This is a genomic window from Sphaerisporangium sp. NPDC004334 (assembly GCF_053602655.1).
Map to the genome: position 1 here is coordinate 206,101 of NZ_JBSGDZ010000011.1, position 16,573 is coordinate 222,673.

A 16,573-nucleotide genomic window follows, 5' to 3' on the forward strand; every position below is an offset into this window, starting at 1 on the left:
GCGGCCGGTTGCGTCCAGCGGCGCCCGTCGTTGCGAAGTACCAGGCGAGGAGGGCGCCCCGCTGCCCCGCCCGCGGCGGCGGGCGGCGAGGCGGGCGGACGGATGGACGACGAGAGCGGCCGGCGAGGCGCGCAGGGCGAGCCCCCGGGCGAGGCGTCACCGGGCTTCGGCATCGGCGCGGTCGCCCGCCGTCTGGGCGTGCCGGCGCCCACCCTGCGCACCTGGAACCTGCGCTACGGCATCGGCCCGAGCCACCGCAGCCCCGGCGGGCACCGCCGCTACGACGCCGCCGACCTGGTGCGCCTTGAGGAGATGAGCCGGCTGGTCAAGGCGGGCGTCCCCCCGGCCGAGGCCGCCCGCTCGGCGCTGCGGCACCCCGGCACGGTCGCACCTCCCGAGGAGCGGACCGCGCAGGCGCCGGGGCACCCCGGCACGGTAGTACCGGCCGAGGAACCGGCCGCGCAGGCGCCGCCGCGGGACACGGCGGTCCCGGGCGTGACCGCCCTGTCCCGCGCCGTGCTGAACCTGGACGACCATGCGGTCACCGCGTGCCTGCACGCCGCGCTGGATCGGCAGGGGGTCGTCTGGACCTGGGAGCGGCTGGTCCAGCCGGTGTTCGCGGCGATCACCCGGCGTCAGGAGAGATCGGGGGCCGGCATCGAGATCGAGCACCTGTTCTCCGAGCGGCTGCTGAGCGCGCTGATCCGGCGGTCCGCACGGCCCGAGCGGCCGGTCCACCCCCGTCCCGTCCTGCTGGCCTGCGCGGAGGAGGAGCAGCACACTCTGCCGGTGCACGCGCTCGCCGCCGCGCTGACCACCTCCTACCGCCTGGAGACGCGCGTCCTCGGCGCCCGCACCCCCTACGCCGCGCTGGCCGAGGCGATGCGGCGCGTCGGGCCGCTGGCGGTGTTCGTCTGGTCCCAGCTCGGCACGACGGGCGACCCCGCGCCGCTGCGTTCCCTCCCGGCGCTGCGCCCGGCCAGCCGGATCTTCGTCGGCGGCCCCGGCTGGTGGGACGGCGGGCTGCCGCCGGGCGTCACCCGCGTCGCCTCGCTCCGCGAGGCGCAGGCGCGGATCCGCGCCATCCTCGGTCCCTGACCGCGCCGCCCTCGGTCCCTGACCGCGCCATCCTCGGTCCCTGACCGCGCGACCTCTCCACCGCATCGGCCACGGCCTTTGCCCAGTTATGGACCCCGCATGTCCGCTCTTGGTTGTGCGGGCGATGACGGGCACATTGAATAACTTATGAATAGGTTTTCGACCGTGAGGTGGGTTGTCATGGCGGGCACGCTCGGCGTACGGCTGGCGCGAGGCGAAGAGACCGCGCTGGCGGAGTGCTACCGCGCCCATGCCGGGCTGGTCGCCTCCTACCTGCGCAAGTTCGTTCCCCCGCAGGACGTCGAGGACGTCCGGCAGGTGGTCTTCTCCGAGGTCTGGCGCTCGCGCCACCGGTACGACCCCGGCCGCAGCCTGGAGGCGTGGCTGCTCGGCATCGCCCGCAACCGCGCCATCGACCACCTGCGGGTCCGTACGCTCACGACCGTCCCCCTGGAGAGCGTGATCGAACCATCCGGCGGGGACGGCCGGGACATGGCCGACACGCTGGGCCGCCGCGACCAGGTGCGCAGGGCGCTCGCCGTGCTGCCCGGCCCGCAGCGCGAGGCGATCGAGCTGGCCTACTACGCCGACCTCACCCAGCGCGAGATCGCCGAACGGCTCGCCGTGCCCCTCGGCACCGTCAAGGCCCGCACGGCGCGCGGCCTGCGCCGCCTGTCGACGATCCTGTCCTCGGCCGCGGCCTGAACCGCCGGCCACCCCCTGACGAGCCGCCCGGCGCCGGGCGGGCCCCCCACGCCCGGCCGGGGCGGCACGTCCCGCCCGGTCAGGCGGGACGGACGATGGCGACGGTGTGCGGCGGCAGGGACAGGCCCTCGTCGGCGAAGCCCACCTTGGGGTCGGAGGCCAGCAGGACGGCGCCGCTCGCGACGGGGACCGTGACCGGGGCCTCCCCCAGGTTGGCCGCCACGCGGTGCGCGCCACGGTGGACCACGATCCAGCGGCCCTCCTCGCTCACCTCCACCGCCACCCGGTCCAGCCGGGGATCGGCCAGGTCGGGGCACGACCTGCGCAGGGCGATCAGGTCGCGGTACCAGGCCAGCAACTCGGCGTGCGCCGGCGACGACGGCTCGTCCCAGTCGAGCTTGGAGCGGTGGAAGGTGGCCTCGTCCTGCGGGTCGGGCGCCTTGGACCCCCAGTCGTCGTAGCCGTGCCCGAGGAACTCCCGTTCTCTGCGCTCGCTCTCGCCCTGCGCCAGGTGCGGCTCGATGTGGTCGGTGAAGAACAGGAACGGCGTGCTCGCGCCCCACTCCTCGCCCATGAACAGCATCGGGGTGAACGGCGAGGTCAGCAGCAGGCCCGCGCCGACCTTGAGCGCCTCGGACGGCATCCGGTCGCCCATGGCCCGGTTGCCGATCTGGTCGTGGTTCTGCAGGGCGCACACGAACCGGTGCCCGGAGACGCGCAGGCGGTCCACAGGCCGGCCATGGGTGCGCCCGCGGAAGGTGGAGTAGGTGCCGTCGTGCAGGAAGGCCGAGGTGAGCACCTTGGCCAGCACCTCCATGGGCCCGAAGTCGCAGTAGTACCCGTGGCGCTCACCGGTCAGCGCGGAGTGCAGGGCGTGGTGCACGTCGTCGTCCCACACCGCGGCCAGGCCGTACCCGCCCGCCTCGCGCGGGATGACCAGGCGGGGGTCGTTCATGTCGGACTCGGCGATCAGGGTCAACGGCCGTCCGAGCGCGGCCGACAGCCCGTCCACCTCGGCCGCGAGCTCCTCCAGGAAGTGCACGGCCCGCTTGTCGTGGAAGGCGTGCACGGCGTCCAGGCGCAGGCCGTCCATGTGGTAGTCGCGCAGCCACTGCACCGCGTTGCCGATGAAGTACCGGCGCACCTCGTCCGACCACGCGCCGTCCAGGTTCACCGCCTGCCCCCAGAAGGAGGAGGCCGACTCGTGGAGGTAGGGGCCGAACTGGGCGAGGAAGTTGCCCGAGGGGCCGAGATGGTTGTAGACCACGTCCAGCAGCACGCCGAGGCCCGCCTGGTGACAGGCGTCCACCAAGCGCTTGAGACCGTCCGGCCCGCCGTACTCCTCGTGCACGGCGTACAGGTCCACCCCGTCGTAGCCCCAGTTGTGGCGCCCGGGAACGGGCGGGACGGGCAGCAGCTCGACGAAGTCGACGCCGAGCGCCACCAGGTGGTCCAGCCTGCCGATCGCCGCGTCGAAGGTCCCCTCGCGGGTGAAGGTGCCGACGTGCAGCTCGTAGATCACCGAACCGGGAAGCTGGCGCCCCCGCCACGCCCGGTCGCCCCAGGCGTACCGGTCGTGCTCGTAGACGCGGCTCGGCCCGAAGACGCCGTACGGCTGGCGCCGGGTGCGCGGATCGGGAAACGCCTCGCCGCCGTCGACGCTGAAGGCGTAGTCGGTGCCGTGGCCCGCGCCCGGCACCTCCGCCGACCACCATCCGCCCTCGCCGCGGACCATCGGATGCCGTTCGGACCTGTCGATCTCCACCTCGACGCGGCCGGCCGTGGGCGCCCAGACCTCGAACATGTTCCTCCCCGTGGATTAGGCGCGTCCCCGCCGCATCGGCGGGGCTCGCCTGCTATTCCTTTTCCAGCAGCGCCACGGGATAACGCCCCAGAAGGTGCGCGAATGGGATGCGGCCGGTGTGCCGGGCGCCGGTGAGCAGGTCGCGCCAGCGCCCCGGCGGCAGCGTGAGGGTGGCGCCGCCCCATCCGCCGCGGCGCGAAAGGCCGGCGGGCAGCCGGGTGGCCACCGCCACGGCTCGGTCACCACGGGCGAAGGCGATCGCGTGGTCGCGTCCCGGGCCGGACTCCCCGGTGGAGATCGGGACGTAGGGGGCCGCCACGTCGAGCCGCTTGCGCAGCCGCAGCGCCGAGGTGGTCACCAGGAACTTGGCGGCGTCCCAGCTGTCGGCGTCCGGTGCCGCCGGCAGCGATCGCCGGTAGGCGAAGTCCACCGGCCGCCGGTTGTCCGGGTCGACCAGCGAGAAGTCGGTGGTCTCGCTGCCCTGGTACACGTCGGGGATGCCCGGCATCAGCAGTTGCACGAGCTTCTGCCCCAGGGAGTTGACCCTGGCGTACCGGTCGACGCGCTCGGTGAAGGCCGCGACAGACGGCCCGCAGACGTCGATCGCCCGCGCCGCGAAGTCGCGCACGCCCTTCTCGTAGGCGGCGTCCGGGCTGATCCACGAGATGGAGGTCTTGGCCTCCCTGGCCGCCTTGTACAGGTAGTCGCTGAAGCGCTCCACGCTGATCGGCCAGGCCGCCATGAGGTTCTGCCAGGCGAAGTAGTCGAGCTTGGGGTCGAAGGACACCCGCTCGGACCAGCCGGCGACCGCCTCGGCCCACTCCTCGTGCAGCTCCGACAGCACCGCGAGCCGCGCGCGGACGTCCTCCGAGCGCTTGGTGTCGTGGGTGGACAGCGTGGTCATCGTGTACGGCGCCATGCCGGCGCAGTAGGCGTGGAACTCCTCGGCCGGCACGCCGAACCGGTCGGGCTCACCGCCGACCTCGTTGAGGCAGGCCAGCGGGTACCAGCGGTACAGGGCGGTGTCCTCCACGCCCTTGGCCATGACCGGGCCGCAGGTCTGCTGGAAGCGGGTCACCGTCTCGGCGGGGCCGGACAGGACCAGCTCGACGGCGCGCTCGACGGCCGCCGGGTCGGCGTGCCGGGCCGCGCGCGCCCCCGCCTCGCGCAGCAGCCGGCCGGTCTCGGCGGGCGGCCGCTCGCCGGGCACCGCGTAGGCGCGGTACACGGGCATGGCGGCCAGCAGCTCGATCATCGCCTCGCGCAGCTCGGGGTGCTCCCGGGTCAGCCGCTCGACCTCCCCGGTGAAGAACTGGGCCAGCACCTGCTTCTTGGCCTCGTAGCGCACCGTCTCGTAGTCGCGGGGGAAGGCGGTGTGCCGGACGAACAGTTCCAGCAGCGGCTCGGCGCCCGCCGGGTCGACGAACAGCCGGGTCACCATGTTGAGCGCGTCGTACCCCGTGGTGCCGTCGCACGCCCAGTCGTCCGGCAGCCGCTCGTCGTCGATCAGGATCTTCTCGGCGACCGTCCACACCGGGGCCAGCTCGCGCAGCCGGGCGAGATAGCCGCGCGGGTCGGCCAGCCCGTCGGGATGGTCCACCCGCAGCCCGCTGATCACGCCCTCGGCGACCAGTGACAGGATCACCTCGTGCGTCGCCTCGAAGACCTCGGGGTCCTCGACCCGCAGGCCGATCAGCGAGGACACGTCGAAGAACCGCCGGTAGCCGGGCGGCCGCCGCCACTGCACCAGCCGGTAGTGCTGGTCGGCCAACCGCCCGCCGCTGCCCGGCCGCACCGGGAACAGGTGGTCGTAGTAGCGCAGCACGTCGCCGTCGGCCACCACCTCGGCCTCCAGGTCGGTCTCGTCGCCCAGCACGGGCATGGCCACCTTGCCGCCGCCGCCCTGCCAGTCGATGTCGAACCACCGCGCCGAACCGGCCTGCGACCCGTGCGCCAGCACGTCCCAGAGACGGGCGTTGCCCGACTCGGGGACGGGCACCGTCATGTGGTTCGGCACGATGTCCACGACCAGGGGCAGCCCCGCCGCCGCCAGGCTCCGCAGCCCCTCCACCCCGCCGAACTCCGCCCTGACCTGCGTGTGGTCGGTCACGTCGTACCCGTGCTCGGAGGAGGGCACCGCCTGCAGGATCGGCGAGAGGTACAGGTGGCTCACGCCCAGCTCGGTCAGGTAGCCGACCAGGGCCTTCGCCTCCCCGAACCCGAAGCGGGGGGTGAGCTGGAGCCGGTAGGTCGCCGTGGGCTTGGCCGGTTCGGTCACGTCGTGTTCCTTCGCGGGTGTCTCGTCGGGCATGCCGGAGCGGGCGCGGCGTGGTCAGGCGCGGCGCAGGACCCGCACCGATCGGCCTTCCACCGGCACCTCCTCCTTGGCGCGGTAGAGCTTGGTGTCGATGGCGATCGGCACCGCGGTGTCGATCTCCGGGACCCAGGCGTCGCCGAAGTCCTTGGGGATCGTGAACTGGATGGTCTCGTGATGGGCGTTGAACATCAGCAGGAAGGAGTCGTCCACGACCCGCCGGCCGCGCCGGTCGGGCTCGGTGATGGCCTCCCCGTTGAGGAACACGCACAGCGAGCGGGCGTAGCCGTTGTGCCAGTCGGCGTCGGCCATCTCGCCGCCGCCGGGGGTGAGCCAGGCGATGTCGGTCAGCTCGTCGCCCGACCCGCGGACCGCGCGGCCGAAGAAGAAGCGCCTGCGCCGGAACACCGGGTGGTCGCGCCGCAGCCGTGCCAGCCGCTGGGTGAACTCCAGCAGCAGCCAGTTCTCCTTGATGTCGGACCAGTCGACCCAGCTGATCTCGTTGTCCTGGCAGTAGGCGTTGTTGTTGCCCTGCTGGCTGCGGCCCAGCTCGTCGCCGTGGGAGAGCATCGGCACGCCCTGCGACAGGAACAGCGTGGTGAGGAAGTTGCGCTTCTGCTGTTCGCGCAGCGCCTCCACGGCCACGCCCGCGGCGCCCTCCTCGCCGCAGTTCCACGACCGGTTGTCGTCGGTGCCGTCGCGGTTGCCCTCGCCGTTGGCCTCGTTGTGCTTGTGGTTGTAGGACACCAGGTCCTGCAGCGTGAAGCCGTCGTGGCAGGTGACGAAGTTGATGGACGCTGCGGGGCGCCGGCTGTCGTCCTGGTAGAGGTCGCTGGAGCCGGTGAGCCGGGAGGCGAACTCCGGCAGCGCGGCCGGCTCGCCGCGCCACATGTCGCGGATCGTGTCGCGGTAGCGGCCGTTCCACTCGGTCCAGCGGGGCGGGAAGTTGCCCACCTGGTAACCGCCAGGCCCGACGTCCCACGGCTCGGCGATCAGCTTGACCTGGCTGAGCACCGGGTCCTGCTGGACCAGGTCGAAGAAGGCCGACAGCCGGTCGACCTCGTGCAGCTCCCGGGCCAGCGTCGAGGCGAGGTCGAAGCGGAAGCCGTCGACGTGCATCTCGATGACCCAGTAGCGCAGCGAGTCCATGATCATCTGCAGCGTGTGCGGCGAGCGCATGAGCAGGCTGTTGCCGGTGCCGGTGGTGTCCATGTAGTAGCGCTGGTCGTCGTCGACGAGCCGGTAGTAGGCCTCGTTGTCGATGCCGCGCATGCTGAGCGTCGGCCCGAGGTGGTTGCCCTCGGCCGTGTGGTTGTAGACGACGTCGAGGATGACCTCGATGTTCGCCTCGTGCAGGGCCTTGACCATGGCCTTGAACTCCAGCACCTGCCCGCCCCGCTCGCCGGAGCTGGAGTAGGCGTTGTGCGGGGCGAAGAAGCCGATGGTGTTGTAGCCCCAGTAGTTGGTCAGCCCGCGCTGCTGGAGGGTGTCGTCGGTGACGAACTGGTGCACCGGCATCAGCTCGACCGCGGTCACCCCGAGCCCCGTCAGATGGTCGATGATCTCCGGGTGCCCGAGCGCGGCGTAGGTGCCCCTGATGCGCTCGGGGATGCGCGGATGCTGGATCGTCAGGCCGCGGACGTGCGCCTCGTAGATCACCGTGTCGTGGTACGGCGTCGCAGGCGGCCGGTCGTGGCCCCACCCGAAGAACGGGTTGACCACGATGGACTTCGGCACGAACGGCGCCGAGTCGGTGTCCTCGCGGCTGTCGGGGTCGCCGAAGCGGTAGCCGTAGACGGCCTGGTCCCACTTCACACTCCCCTCGATCGCCTTGGCGTAGGGGTCGAGCAGCAGCTTGCTCGGATTGCAGCGCTGGCCGCGCGCCGGGTCGTAGGGCCCGTGGACGCGGTAGCCGTAGCGCTGGCCCGGGCCGATGCCGGGCAGGTATCCGTGCCACACGAAACCCTCGCACTCGGTGAGGGGTACGCGCTCCTCCTTGTTGTCCTCGTCGAAGAGGCAGAGCTCCACACGCTCGCCCACCTCGGTGTAGAGCGCGAAGTTCGTGCCCGCGCCGTCGTATGTAGCCCCGAGCGGATAGGGGTCGCCGGGCCAAATCTCGATCATGTCACCACCCGGATAGGGATTTGCCCCATGTTCTCCTGACCATGCCGACCAGCGCAGCTCAGTGCGCCAGATCACTTCTCGCAGGAGGACATCGTGCGCTGTACCAATGTGACCTGCTGTCCGCGACGCCGCGCCGACCCTGTCACCCGTGCGATCCGCGCAGTCCGTGCCAGGCTACTTGACCCGCAGGTCGAGGCCGTCGGGGACACTCGGGCGGTAACAGGGCGGTCACACGACTCGGTCACGGCTGGGGACCTGCCGCAGGCGCGGCACATTAAACAACCCTGACCACGGGAACACCTGGAGATGGCGGCCGCGGGGCCCATGCGGGCGGCTATCCGGCGGGCCGGCGGCGCGGTCCGGAGCGGCGTCAGGCCCCCGGCACGGTCGCGCCGTACCGGGTCAGGCGCTCTTCCTGGCGGCCGGAGGCGGCTCGAAGAAGTTGAGCAGCCCTTCCCCCTTGCAGGTGCGGCACGGACGGCCGCCCTCCCCCCTGCCGTTCCCCCCGCAGGTGCAGCACACGACCACCCGGTCGAACCGGGGGTCGCGGTAGGTGTGGCGCGTCCGGCGCCGGACGATCGCCCAGCCCTGCACCCACGCGAAGCCGTCGATCTCAGCGAAGAAGGCGTCGCTGAGCTCCCAGTTACGGGCGAGGGCGTGTTCGCGTATGTGGGTCCACAGGGTGGTGGCGATCCCGGCGGGGCTCACATTCATAGGGATCGGTCCTCTCGCGGTGGTCGGGAGCCGGTCGATGCCCCCACCACCGGACCCGGCCTCAACGCGCCCCCGGGAACGCCACCCGTCCGCCGCCCGCCTCGCGGCCCGGCCCTCCCCCTCCCGCAGGGGACGGCCACCCCGCGAGGAGGCGGCTCTTAGGGAGTGACGTCCTCTCTGTAGGGGCTAGCCTTACGTTTACCCGGGTTGATGCCAAGAGCAACCGCCATTGGCAATTGCCACAGGAAAGTATCTCCGGCGAACACCTTGCTGCCCATAGGGCATGAGTAGTGTGCGCCCTAACAGTACGGAGGAGACTCGGCATCAGCGGTGACCGCGCATCCGAGAAGGTGATCACCGCGCCGAGGCGAGGTGAGCAGGTCATGGCCGGGATCAATCCGTCGCTCCGACACCATGAGGTCGCCACCCGGCTGCGCGCGCTGCGGATGGACGCCGGTCTCACCATGAAAGAGGCGGCGCAGAGGCTCGAGTGCTCGGTGGCCAAGATCAGCCGCCTGGAGACCGCCGCGCGCGGCGTCATCCCGCGGGACGTGCGCGATCTGTGCGCCATCTACGGCGCCGACCCGGCCGAAGCGGCCGTCCTGATAGCGATGGCCCGCGAGGCGCGCGCGTCGGAGTGGTGGGAGGAATACCCCGACGAGAAATTCCGCGCCTACATCGGCCACGAGGCGGACGCCGTCGCGATCTTCTCTTACGACACCGGCATATTTCCCGGCATCGTGCAGACGTCCGGCTACGCCCGCGCCATCATCAAGGGAGTGGCGGGCAGAATAAGCGCCGAAACCCTGGCCAAGCGCGTCGAGTTGCGGATGCGCCGGCAGGACATCCTGCACAAGAAAGACCCGCCGCGCCTGCACATCATCGTCGACGAGTCGGCCCTCCACCGCCGGATCGGCGACGAGAGGGTAATGTACGAACAATTGTCGCACCTGCTGGAGCTCTCGGGGCGCCACCGCATGTCGTTGCAGGTCATCCCGTTCAGCGCGGGCTCCCACAAAGGGCTGAACGAGACCTTCACGCTGCTCGAGATGGCCGATCCCATTCCCGACGTCATATATCAAGAAGTCGGCGGGCGAATCGAGTACTTCCGTAAAGAGAAGGAACTGCAGGCCTACCGCGACCTCATCGGCCATCTGCGCGCCGTGGGTCTCGGGCAGGGCGCCTCCCGCGCGCTCATCGAGGAAGTCTCGCAGAAATACAGATCCTGATCAAGAGGGGTGAACGGACGCCTCGATGATCTTCTGGTGGCATAATGCCGGATATGGACATCCCTCCTGGGTGATCCTGTCACTTCGACGACCATCAGGGGAATTCATGAGGCTCTCATCATCCTCGTATGATAACGACGTGCGATGGCGCTCCGCCAGCCGGTGCAACGCCGAGCATTGTGTCGAGGTCGCCGCCACCGGCGGTCACATAGCGGTCCGCGACTCGAAGGATCCCGACAGTCCGGTGCTCGTCTACACCGAGGACGAGTGGCTGGCCTTCATCGACGGCGCCAAGAAAGGCGAGTTCGACCTGCAGAGTCTCTCCGAATAGCAAAGAGACGGTTTGAGACCGAGGCCAGGGGCGGGTCGGCACAAGCCCGCCTCCGGCTTTCCCGGATCGGCGCACATTGCCCGGCGCCCGCTTTATGACACCCGCTCGATATCGTCACCACGACGAAATAGGATATCGTCATCACGACGAATTCCGGACGCCGTCGCCGGCTCCGGCCGTTCCCCCCGAGCCGGCCCGGCCCGCACCCCGCCGAGGGTTTGCGGGACGGTGGCCGGGTAGCCGACCGGCTCCGAGCCGGTGACACTCCCCCCGGAGGACCCTGAGATGGGTGGATTCAAGAAGTTCCTCATGCGCGGCAACCTGGTCGAGCTGGCCGTGGCGGTGGTCGTGGGAGCCACTTTCAGCGGCCTGGTACAGGCGCTGGTGGCCGACCTGATCACGCCGCTGATCGGCGCGGTGACCGGCGGGCGCAACCCCGACTTCTCCAAGTACTCCTTCACCCTCAACGGGGCGCAGTTCAAGTACGGGGATTTCGTCAACCACCTGCTCACCTTCCTGATCATCGCCGCGGTGATCTACTGGCTCGTGGTGATGCCGATGACCCGGCTGGTCTCCTACCTCGACCGGGACAAGAAGAGCACCGAGAAGAAGTGCCCCGAGTGCCTGAGCGACATCCCCCTCGAGGCGCGCCGCTGCGCCTTCTGCACCGCCGAGCTCGTCACCGTGCCGGCGGACGACCGCCCGCCGGCGTGAGACCCGCCGCAGTGGTCCCATCGGCGTGAGACCCGTCCCATCCTCGAAGGAATAGGGGGCATCGCCGGCGGGTTGTGGGGGTTGTGAGTGATCTGACCCTGGTGTCGCCCGTGGCGGGTCGAGCGTCCCTGTGTCGATCCTGGACCTGGCACCGTCGGAGTGGGGGACACGCCGGGTGACGCACGCAGCAGGAGCACCGAGCCGGCCCGCAGGGCCGAGGATTGGGCCACCACCGGTTCCGGGTGGCCCAGCCGGGCCGAGCGCTTCCTCGGTGACGCCCATCCCGCCGGCGGCCCGTTCGAGAGCTCTTCGAGCTGATCGTCAATGCCTGCGGCATGAAGGACATCAGCCACTAAAGCCCTCTTAGAGCAACCAATCGCCCATATCACCCATAGAGCGACTAACGCCGATAGACGTCTCAGGCCGGATGGAACGGAACAACCACCCGCCAGAGACTTGAGGTAACGCTGCGGTAACACTTGCGCCCGCGCGGGCCTCTCGCCCGCGCGGTCATAGGCATGTCCGAGGGTGGCTGAGCAGGTCTGTGGCCTACGGCGCTCCCCGCCGCCGCCCCGCCGGGCCGCCCGTCCGACCCCGGCCGGGCAGGAATCTCTGACAGGGACCTTTCTTCGCATGGAATATGTCCGTAACATCGCCTCCAGACCGGGCGTGGAACATTTACCGGAAACATCTGTTGACACGCAAGAAACACTGTTATTGTAATGGGAGCGCTCCCACGCCTTCGCGATATACCTTGAAAGCGGAGGAAGCCGGATGGCTGACCAGCCCACGCTTGCCCAGGTAGCAGCCGAAGCAGGGGTCTCCCCCGCCACGGCCTCACGAGTGCTCACCGGCTCTGTCCGCGTGAGCACCTCCACTCGCCGTCAGGTCCACGACGCCATGTCACGTCTTGGTTACGTACGGCATCGCGCGCCGCGGGGAACGTCCGCCCGGCGGTCCGACCAGCTTGTCGCGGCCGTCATCTGCGAACACACCCAGCGCATGTTCTCCGAACCCTTCTACGCACGGCTGCTCTCGGCGGCGGACGAGGTGTTCACCAGCTATGGAGTGCCGTTCGTCGTGATGAACGCCACCCCGGCCACCTCGACGATCGCCGCTCCACCACTGGTGACGGGCTCCTTCGACGGCGTCCTGCTCGCGGGCGCCCGCGAGCGACATCCTCTGGCCGTCACCCTGGCCGCGTCCGGCATCGCGGTGCGCAGCGCCGGCCGTCCACCGGACGGCATCGAGCTGCCGTTCGTCGACATGGACAACATGGACGGGGCGCGTCAGGCGGCGGAACACCTGCTGCTCACCAACCGCAGGGCGATCACCGTGATCGCCGGGCCGCCCACGCTGCCCGGCGCCCGCGACCGCCTCGACGGTTTCCTGCGGACGCTGCACGCGGCCGGGATGAACGACGTCCCGGTCGCCTACGGCGACTTCACCCACGCCTCAGGGGCGCACGCCATGCAGTGGCTGCTACAGCGGTCGCCGCACCTGGACGCGGTGTTCGCCGCCTCCGACCCGATGGCCGCCGGCGCCATGCAGGCACTGCGGCGCGCGGGCCGGCGGGTGCCGGACGACGTGGCCGTGGTCGGGTTCGACGACGCTCCCCTCGCCCGGCACACCTCGCCTACGCTGACCACTGTGCGGCAGCCGGTCGAGGAGATGGCCGTGCTCGCCGCGAGGATGCTGCTCATGTCGATCACTTCGGAGGATGACGTCCCGCACGGCAACCCCATACTTCCCACGGAGCTGGTGGTACGTGAATCAACTTGATTCGGGGGGCATGCAGGAAGGCGATGTGCTCACGCGCCGCTATCGGCTCGTCGAGCAGATCGCCTCCGGGGGGATGTCCGCCATCTGGCGGGCCTTCGACCAGTCATTGCACCGTACCGTCGCGATCAAGGTTCTCGACGGCAGCGTCGGCGGTGACCACGGCGGGCGAGACCTGATCCGGAGGGAGGCGCGGGCGACCGCCCGCCTCATCCACCCGGACGCGATCGAGGTGTACGACTACGGGGAGACGGTCACCGCCCGGGGCAGGCTCGCCGCGTACGTCGTGATGCGCCTGCTCGACGGGCGGCCGCTGTCGGAGCGCATCTGCGAGGAGGGCCCCCTGCCCTGGCGGGAGGCGGCGGTCATCGGAGCCCGTGTGGCGATGGTGCTCGCGGCCGCCCACCAGCGCGGCATCGTCCACCGGGACGTCACCGCGGAGAACGTGCTGCTCACTCTTGAGGGCGCCAAGCTCCTGGACTTCGGCATCGCGGCGTTCGTCGGCGAGGAGGTCGACCAGAGGCTGGCCGACTTCGGCACCCCTCCTTACGTGGCGCCGGAACGCCTCACCAGCTCCAGCGTCCATCCCGCCGTCGACGTGTACGCCCTCGGTGTGCTGATGTACGCGATGCTCACCGGCGAGCACCCCTACCCGGAGACGACGTGGGAGGCGCTGGAGGCGGCGCACCGCACCGGCCCGCCGCCCGTGCCGCGCGCGCCCGGCCTGCCGCAGGAGGTGGCCGACCTCTGCGCGAGCTGCCTCGCCCAGGACCCCGGCGACCGGCCGACGGCCCACTACGTGGCAGAGACCCTCACCGCCTCGCTGAGCGCGTTCCTGACCGCCGGACGGGAGACGGCGACCTGGGTGCGGCGGGCACGGATGGCCTCCATCGCGGCCGTCATGCTGGCCACCTGGACCGCGGCCCTGCTGTGGATCCAGCCGAACGGGCGCCCGCCCGTCACGGCCTCGGTCACCACCCGGCCGCCGGACGCGGCGCCGGCGACACCATCGGCGAGCGCGTCCGCCTCCCGGCACTCCGGCGCGCTCGACGAGCCGATCTCCGGCGACGCGCGCGGCGCGGGCTCCTCGCCGGTCCCGACCCTCACCCGGCTCGCCTCCGAGCCGCCCGCACCGTCGAAGGCGCCGCCTGTCCCGGCACGTTCGACGGCGGCCGAGCGGCAGCGCACGGGCGTCCCGGCGAGCGCCCGCCCGGCCGCGCCGACGCTCACCCAGGCGGTGGGACGCTTCGACGCCACGCTGGAGGCCGGGGAGTACCTCGGGGCCATCCGCTCCGACGTCGCCCTCGACCTGCGGCAGGTGGTGCACAACCTGTTGAAGTCGCCGGACGACCCGGTCAGAGAGCTGACGAAGGTACGCGAGAAACTCGACGACCGGGAACGCGAAGGGGGTCTCACGCCGGACGTGCGCAAGGAGCTGGACCGAGGGCTGACGCTGATCGGCGCCGCCCTCCAGCGCAGCGCCTGAGCGACCGCGTCCGCCGGACCACCGCGCTGCGGACCACCGCGTCGTCCGGGTCACCCGCGTCCGGTGATCCACCGCGTCGGGTGGTCCACCGTACGCCGAACGGCCGCCGGGCTCGCGCACCGGCGGCCGTTCGGCGACCAGACCGGCTAATCCATAAAAGCCGCCTTTTATGGACAACAATATTCTCCGGATAAGTCCGCGCGCCGCGCGCCGTGAGGTGTGCAATAACGCCGCCCCGCCGCCGGAGTTCACCACCTTGACAAGGATGTCTTGACAACATGGGGCCGGGCCGGCGCCCGGAAGCCCACTGGAAGGGGGCAACGGCGGGAGCGAAGTGGGAGCGCTCCCAAGACTCTGGGCCCTCTTGGGCCCCGATTCGCCCTCAGAGGCACTCCTTCCACGATGAAAGTTACAACGGGCTACGCAGGTCAGCGAGGCGCCTTCTCCGCTCCCGGTTGACGGGCCGGAAAACCGCGCCGAAGCATGACGTGCGCGACCTGGCCGTACAGAACGGCCGTGCCGTAAGCGGCCGTCGCGCTCCCCTCAGTCGTGAAGGAAACCTGATGACATCTCGATCGATCGGCACGAGGTGGAAGGCGGCCGTCACCGCGGTCGCGACCGCCGCCGCCACCACCGTGCTGGCCGTCACCTTCGGCTCCGCACCCGCCGCGGCGGCGGGCGGCACCGGCACCGGCTACCTGCACACCAACGGCAACAAGATCGTCGACAGCACCGGCGCCACCGTCCGGCTGACCGGCATCAACTGGTTCGGCATGGAGACCGACAACAAGACCTTCCACGGCCTGTGGGCGAACAACCCGTGGAAGAGCCAGCTCGACCTCATGGCGAGCCTGGGCTACAACACCATCCGGGTGCCGTTCTCCGACGACGCCATCAAGCCCGGCGCGGTCGCCACCAGCGTGAACACCTACTCCAACCCCGATCTGGTCGGCCTGTCGCCGATCCAGATCCTGGACAAGGTGATCGATTACGCGGGCGTCAAGGGGATGCGCATCATCCTGGACCGGCACCGGCCCACCTCGGCCGGCCAGACCGCCCTCTGGTACACCAGCGCCGTCCCCGAGAGCACCTGGATCAACGACTGGAAGTCGCTGGCGCAGCACTACGCGGGCAACACCACCGTCATCGGCGCCGACCTGCACAACGAGCCGCACGCCGACGGGACGGAGCCGAACAGCACCGGCTCGTGCTGGGGTTGCGGCGACACCGCCCGCGACTGGCGGCTCGCCGCGGAGCGGGCCGGCAACGCGATCTTGTCCGTGCAGCCCAACTGGCTCATCTTCGTCGAGGGCGTGAGCTGCCCGAGCGGCGGCAACGCCAACGCCTGGGACAACATCCCCGACGAGCCCTGCGGCTGGTGGGGCGGCAACCTCTCCAAGGCCAGGGACTACCCCGTGCGGCTCAACGTGGCCAACCGGCTGGTCTACTCCCCCCACGAGTACGCGACCTCGGTGTTCCACCAGACGTGGTTCGACGACCCGAACTACCCGGCCAACATGCCCGCCATCTGGGACAAGTTCTTCGGCTACCTCTACAAGGAGAACATCGCCCCGATCATGATGGGCGAGTTCGGCACCACGCTGGCCAGCAACACCGACAAGGTGTGGCTGCAGGAGCTGATGAAGTACACCGGCACCGGGGTGAACGGCATGTCCTTCACCTACTGGTCCTGGAACCCCAACTCCGGCGACACCGGCGGCATCCTGAAGGACGACTGGGCCACGGTCGATCAGGCCAAGCAGAGCATCCTGCAGCCCTACCTGATCCCGCCGGTCGGCGGCGGCACCGGGACCCCCACCCCGACGCCGACCAGGACCCCCACGCCCACGCCCACCCCCACCCCCACGCCGACCCGGACGCCCACTCCTACGCCCACTCCCACGCCCACGCCTACCCCGACCCCGACCCCCACGGCCGGCGCCTGCGGGACGGCGTACACGATCACCAACGCCTGGTCGGGCGGGTTCCAGGCCCAGCTCACCGTCAAGAACAACGGGACCTCCGCCTGGAACAACTGGACGGTGACCTGGGCGATGCCTTCCGGCGTCACCCTGGTCAGCGGCTGGAACGCCACGCTCACACAGAGCGGGACCACCTTCACCGCCAAGGCGCCGAGCTACGCCCCCAGCATCGCTCCCGGGCAGTCGGTCGCCGTCGGCTTCACCGCCAACGGCCCCTCGACGCCGGCCCCGGCATCCTTCATCTGCTCCTGAAACGACGATCGTCCCCGGTCACGGGCGCCGCACGACGGCGG

At 70.6% G+C, this 16,573-nt stretch carries 12 protein-coding genes; 8 read left to right on the plus strand and 4 right to left on the minus strand.

Annotated elements, in window-relative coordinates:
- Positions 1-102 precede the first annotated feature (102 nt).
- Positions 103-1,098, plus strand: a complete 996-nt coding sequence (locus tag ACWEN6_RS16485; protein ID WP_452570938.1) for a MerR family transcriptional regulator — start codon at positions 103-105, stop codon at positions 1,096-1,098.
- A gap of 165 nt (positions 1,099-1,263) precedes the next feature.
- Positions 1,264-1,803: an RNA polymerase sigma factor gene (locus ACWEN6_RS16490; RefSeq protein WP_452570939.1), complete on the plus strand. Its 540-nt coding sequence runs from the start codon at positions 1,264-1,266 to the stop codon at positions 1,801-1,803.
- 79 nt (positions 1,804-1,882) lie between these two features.
- Here the strand turns inward: ACWEN6_RS16490 and treZ are convergent, their stop codons facing one another.
- From treZ to ACWEN6_RS16510, 4 genes are all read right to left on the minus strand, one after another.
- On the minus strand, positions 1,883-3,607 hold the full coding sequence (gene treZ, locus ACWEN6_RS16495; RefSeq protein WP_452570940.1) for a malto-oligosyltrehalose trehalohydrolase: 1,725 nt from the start codon (positions 3,605-3,607) through the stop codon (positions 1,883-1,885).
- A 52-nt stretch (positions 3,608-3,659) separates the two neighbouring features.
- Entirely contained in the window at positions 3,660-5,885 is a 2,226-nt protein-coding gene (gene treY / locus ACWEN6_RS16500) for a malto-oligosyltrehalose synthase (protein ID WP_452570941.1), read from the minus strand.
- A 54-nt stretch (positions 5,886-5,939) separates the two neighbouring features.
- Positions 5,940-8,045: a glycogen debranching protein GlgX gene (gene glgX, locus ACWEN6_RS16505; protein ID WP_452570942.1), complete on the minus strand. Its 2,106-nt coding sequence runs from the start codon at positions 8,043-8,045 to the stop codon at positions 5,940-5,942.
- A gap of 402 nt (positions 8,046-8,447) precedes the next feature.
- Positions 8,448-8,759 (minus strand): hypothetical protein, encoded by a 312-nt coding sequence (locus ACWEN6_RS16510; protein ID WP_452570943.1) that lies wholly within the window; start codon positions 8,757-8,759, stop codon positions 8,448-8,450.
- A 383-nt stretch (positions 8,760-9,142) separates the two neighbouring features.
- Here ACWEN6_RS16510 and ACWEN6_RS16515 point away from each other — a divergent pair, with 383 nt between their 5' ends.
- The 6 genes from ACWEN6_RS16515 to ACWEN6_RS16540 all read left to right on the plus strand — a co-directional run bounded on the left by ACWEN6_RS16515 (position 9,143) and on the right by ACWEN6_RS16540 (position 16,532).
- A complete protein-coding gene (locus ACWEN6_RS16515; protein WP_452570944.1) occupies positions 9,143-9,988 on the plus strand; it encodes a helix-turn-helix domain-containing protein in 846 nt (281 codons plus the stop codon).
- 139 nt (positions 9,989-10,127) lie between these two features.
- Positions 10,128-10,319, plus strand: coding sequence for a DUF397 domain-containing protein (locus ACWEN6_RS16520; protein ID WP_452570945.1), 192 nt, complete (start codon positions 10,128-10,130; stop codon positions 10,317-10,319).
- Between the two features lie 285 nt (positions 10,320-10,604).
- Positions 10,605-11,033, plus strand: a complete 429-nt coding sequence (gene mscL, locus ACWEN6_RS16525) for a large conductance mechanosensitive channel protein MscL (RefSeq protein ID WP_452570946.1) — start codon at positions 10,605-10,607, stop codon at positions 11,031-11,033.
- A 774-nt stretch (positions 11,034-11,807) separates the two neighbouring features.
- Positions 11,808-12,815 carry a LacI family DNA-binding transcriptional regulator gene (locus ACWEN6_RS16530; RefSeq protein ID WP_354841646.1) on the plus strand — a complete coding sequence of 336 codons (1,008 nt, stop codon included), beginning with the start codon at positions 11,808-11,810 and terminating at the stop codon, positions 12,813-12,815.
- 10 nt (positions 12,816-12,825) lie between these two features.
- Positions 12,826-14,298 carry a protein kinase domain-containing protein gene (locus ACWEN6_RS16535; protein ID WP_452570947.1) on the plus strand — a complete coding sequence of 491 codons (1,473 nt, stop codon included), beginning with the start codon at positions 12,826-12,828 and terminating at the stop codon, positions 14,296-14,298.
- Positions 14,299-14,861: 563 nt separating this feature from the next.
- The gene (locus ACWEN6_RS16540; RefSeq protein ID WP_452570948.1) at positions 14,862-16,532 is read left to right on the plus strand and encodes a cellulase family glycosylhydrolase; all 1,671 of its coding nucleotides are present in this window, start codon (positions 14,862-14,864) and stop codon (positions 16,530-16,532) included.
- The last annotated feature ends 41 nt before the right edge of the window (positions 16,533-16,573 follow it).

What these genes read in the sequence shown, in the direction of transcription:
- ACWEN6_RS16485 (WP_452570938.1), top strand. Translation starts at nt 103, where the DNA reads ATGGACGACGAGAGCGGCCGGCGAGGCGCGCAGGGCGAGCCCCCGGGC.
- treZ (WP_452570940.1), bottom strand. Translation starts at nt 3,607, where the DNA reads ATGTTCGAGGTCTGGGCGCCCACGGCCGGCCGCGTCGAGGTGGAGATC.
- glgX (WP_452570942.1), bottom strand. Translation starts at nt 8,045, where the DNA reads ATGATCGAGATTTGGCCCGGCGACCCCTATCCGCTCGGGGCTACATAC.
- ACWEN6_RS16510 (WP_452570943.1), bottom strand. Translation starts at nt 8,759, where the DNA reads ATGAATGTGAGCCCCGCCGGGATCGCCACCACCCTGTGGACCCACATA.
- ACWEN6_RS16515 (WP_452570944.1), top strand. Translation starts at nt 9,143, where the DNA reads ATGGCCGGGATCAATCCGTCGCTCCGACACCATGAGGTCGCCACCCGG.
- mscL (WP_452570946.1), top strand. Translation starts at nt 10,605, where the DNA reads ATGGGTGGATTCAAGAAGTTCCTCATGCGCGGCAACCTGGTCGAGCTG.
- ACWEN6_RS16530 (WP_354841646.1), top strand. Translation starts at nt 11,808, where the DNA reads ATGGCTGACCAGCCCACGCTTGCCCAGGTAGCAGCCGAAGCAGGGGTC.
- ACWEN6_RS16535 (WP_452570947.1), top strand. Translation starts at nt 12,826, where the DNA reads ATGCAGGAAGGCGATGTGCTCACGCGCCGCTATCGGCTCGTCGAGCAG.
- ACWEN6_RS16540 (WP_452570948.1), top strand. Translation starts at nt 14,862, where the DNA reads ATGACATCTCGATCGATCGGCACGAGGTGGAAGGCGGCCGTCACCGCG.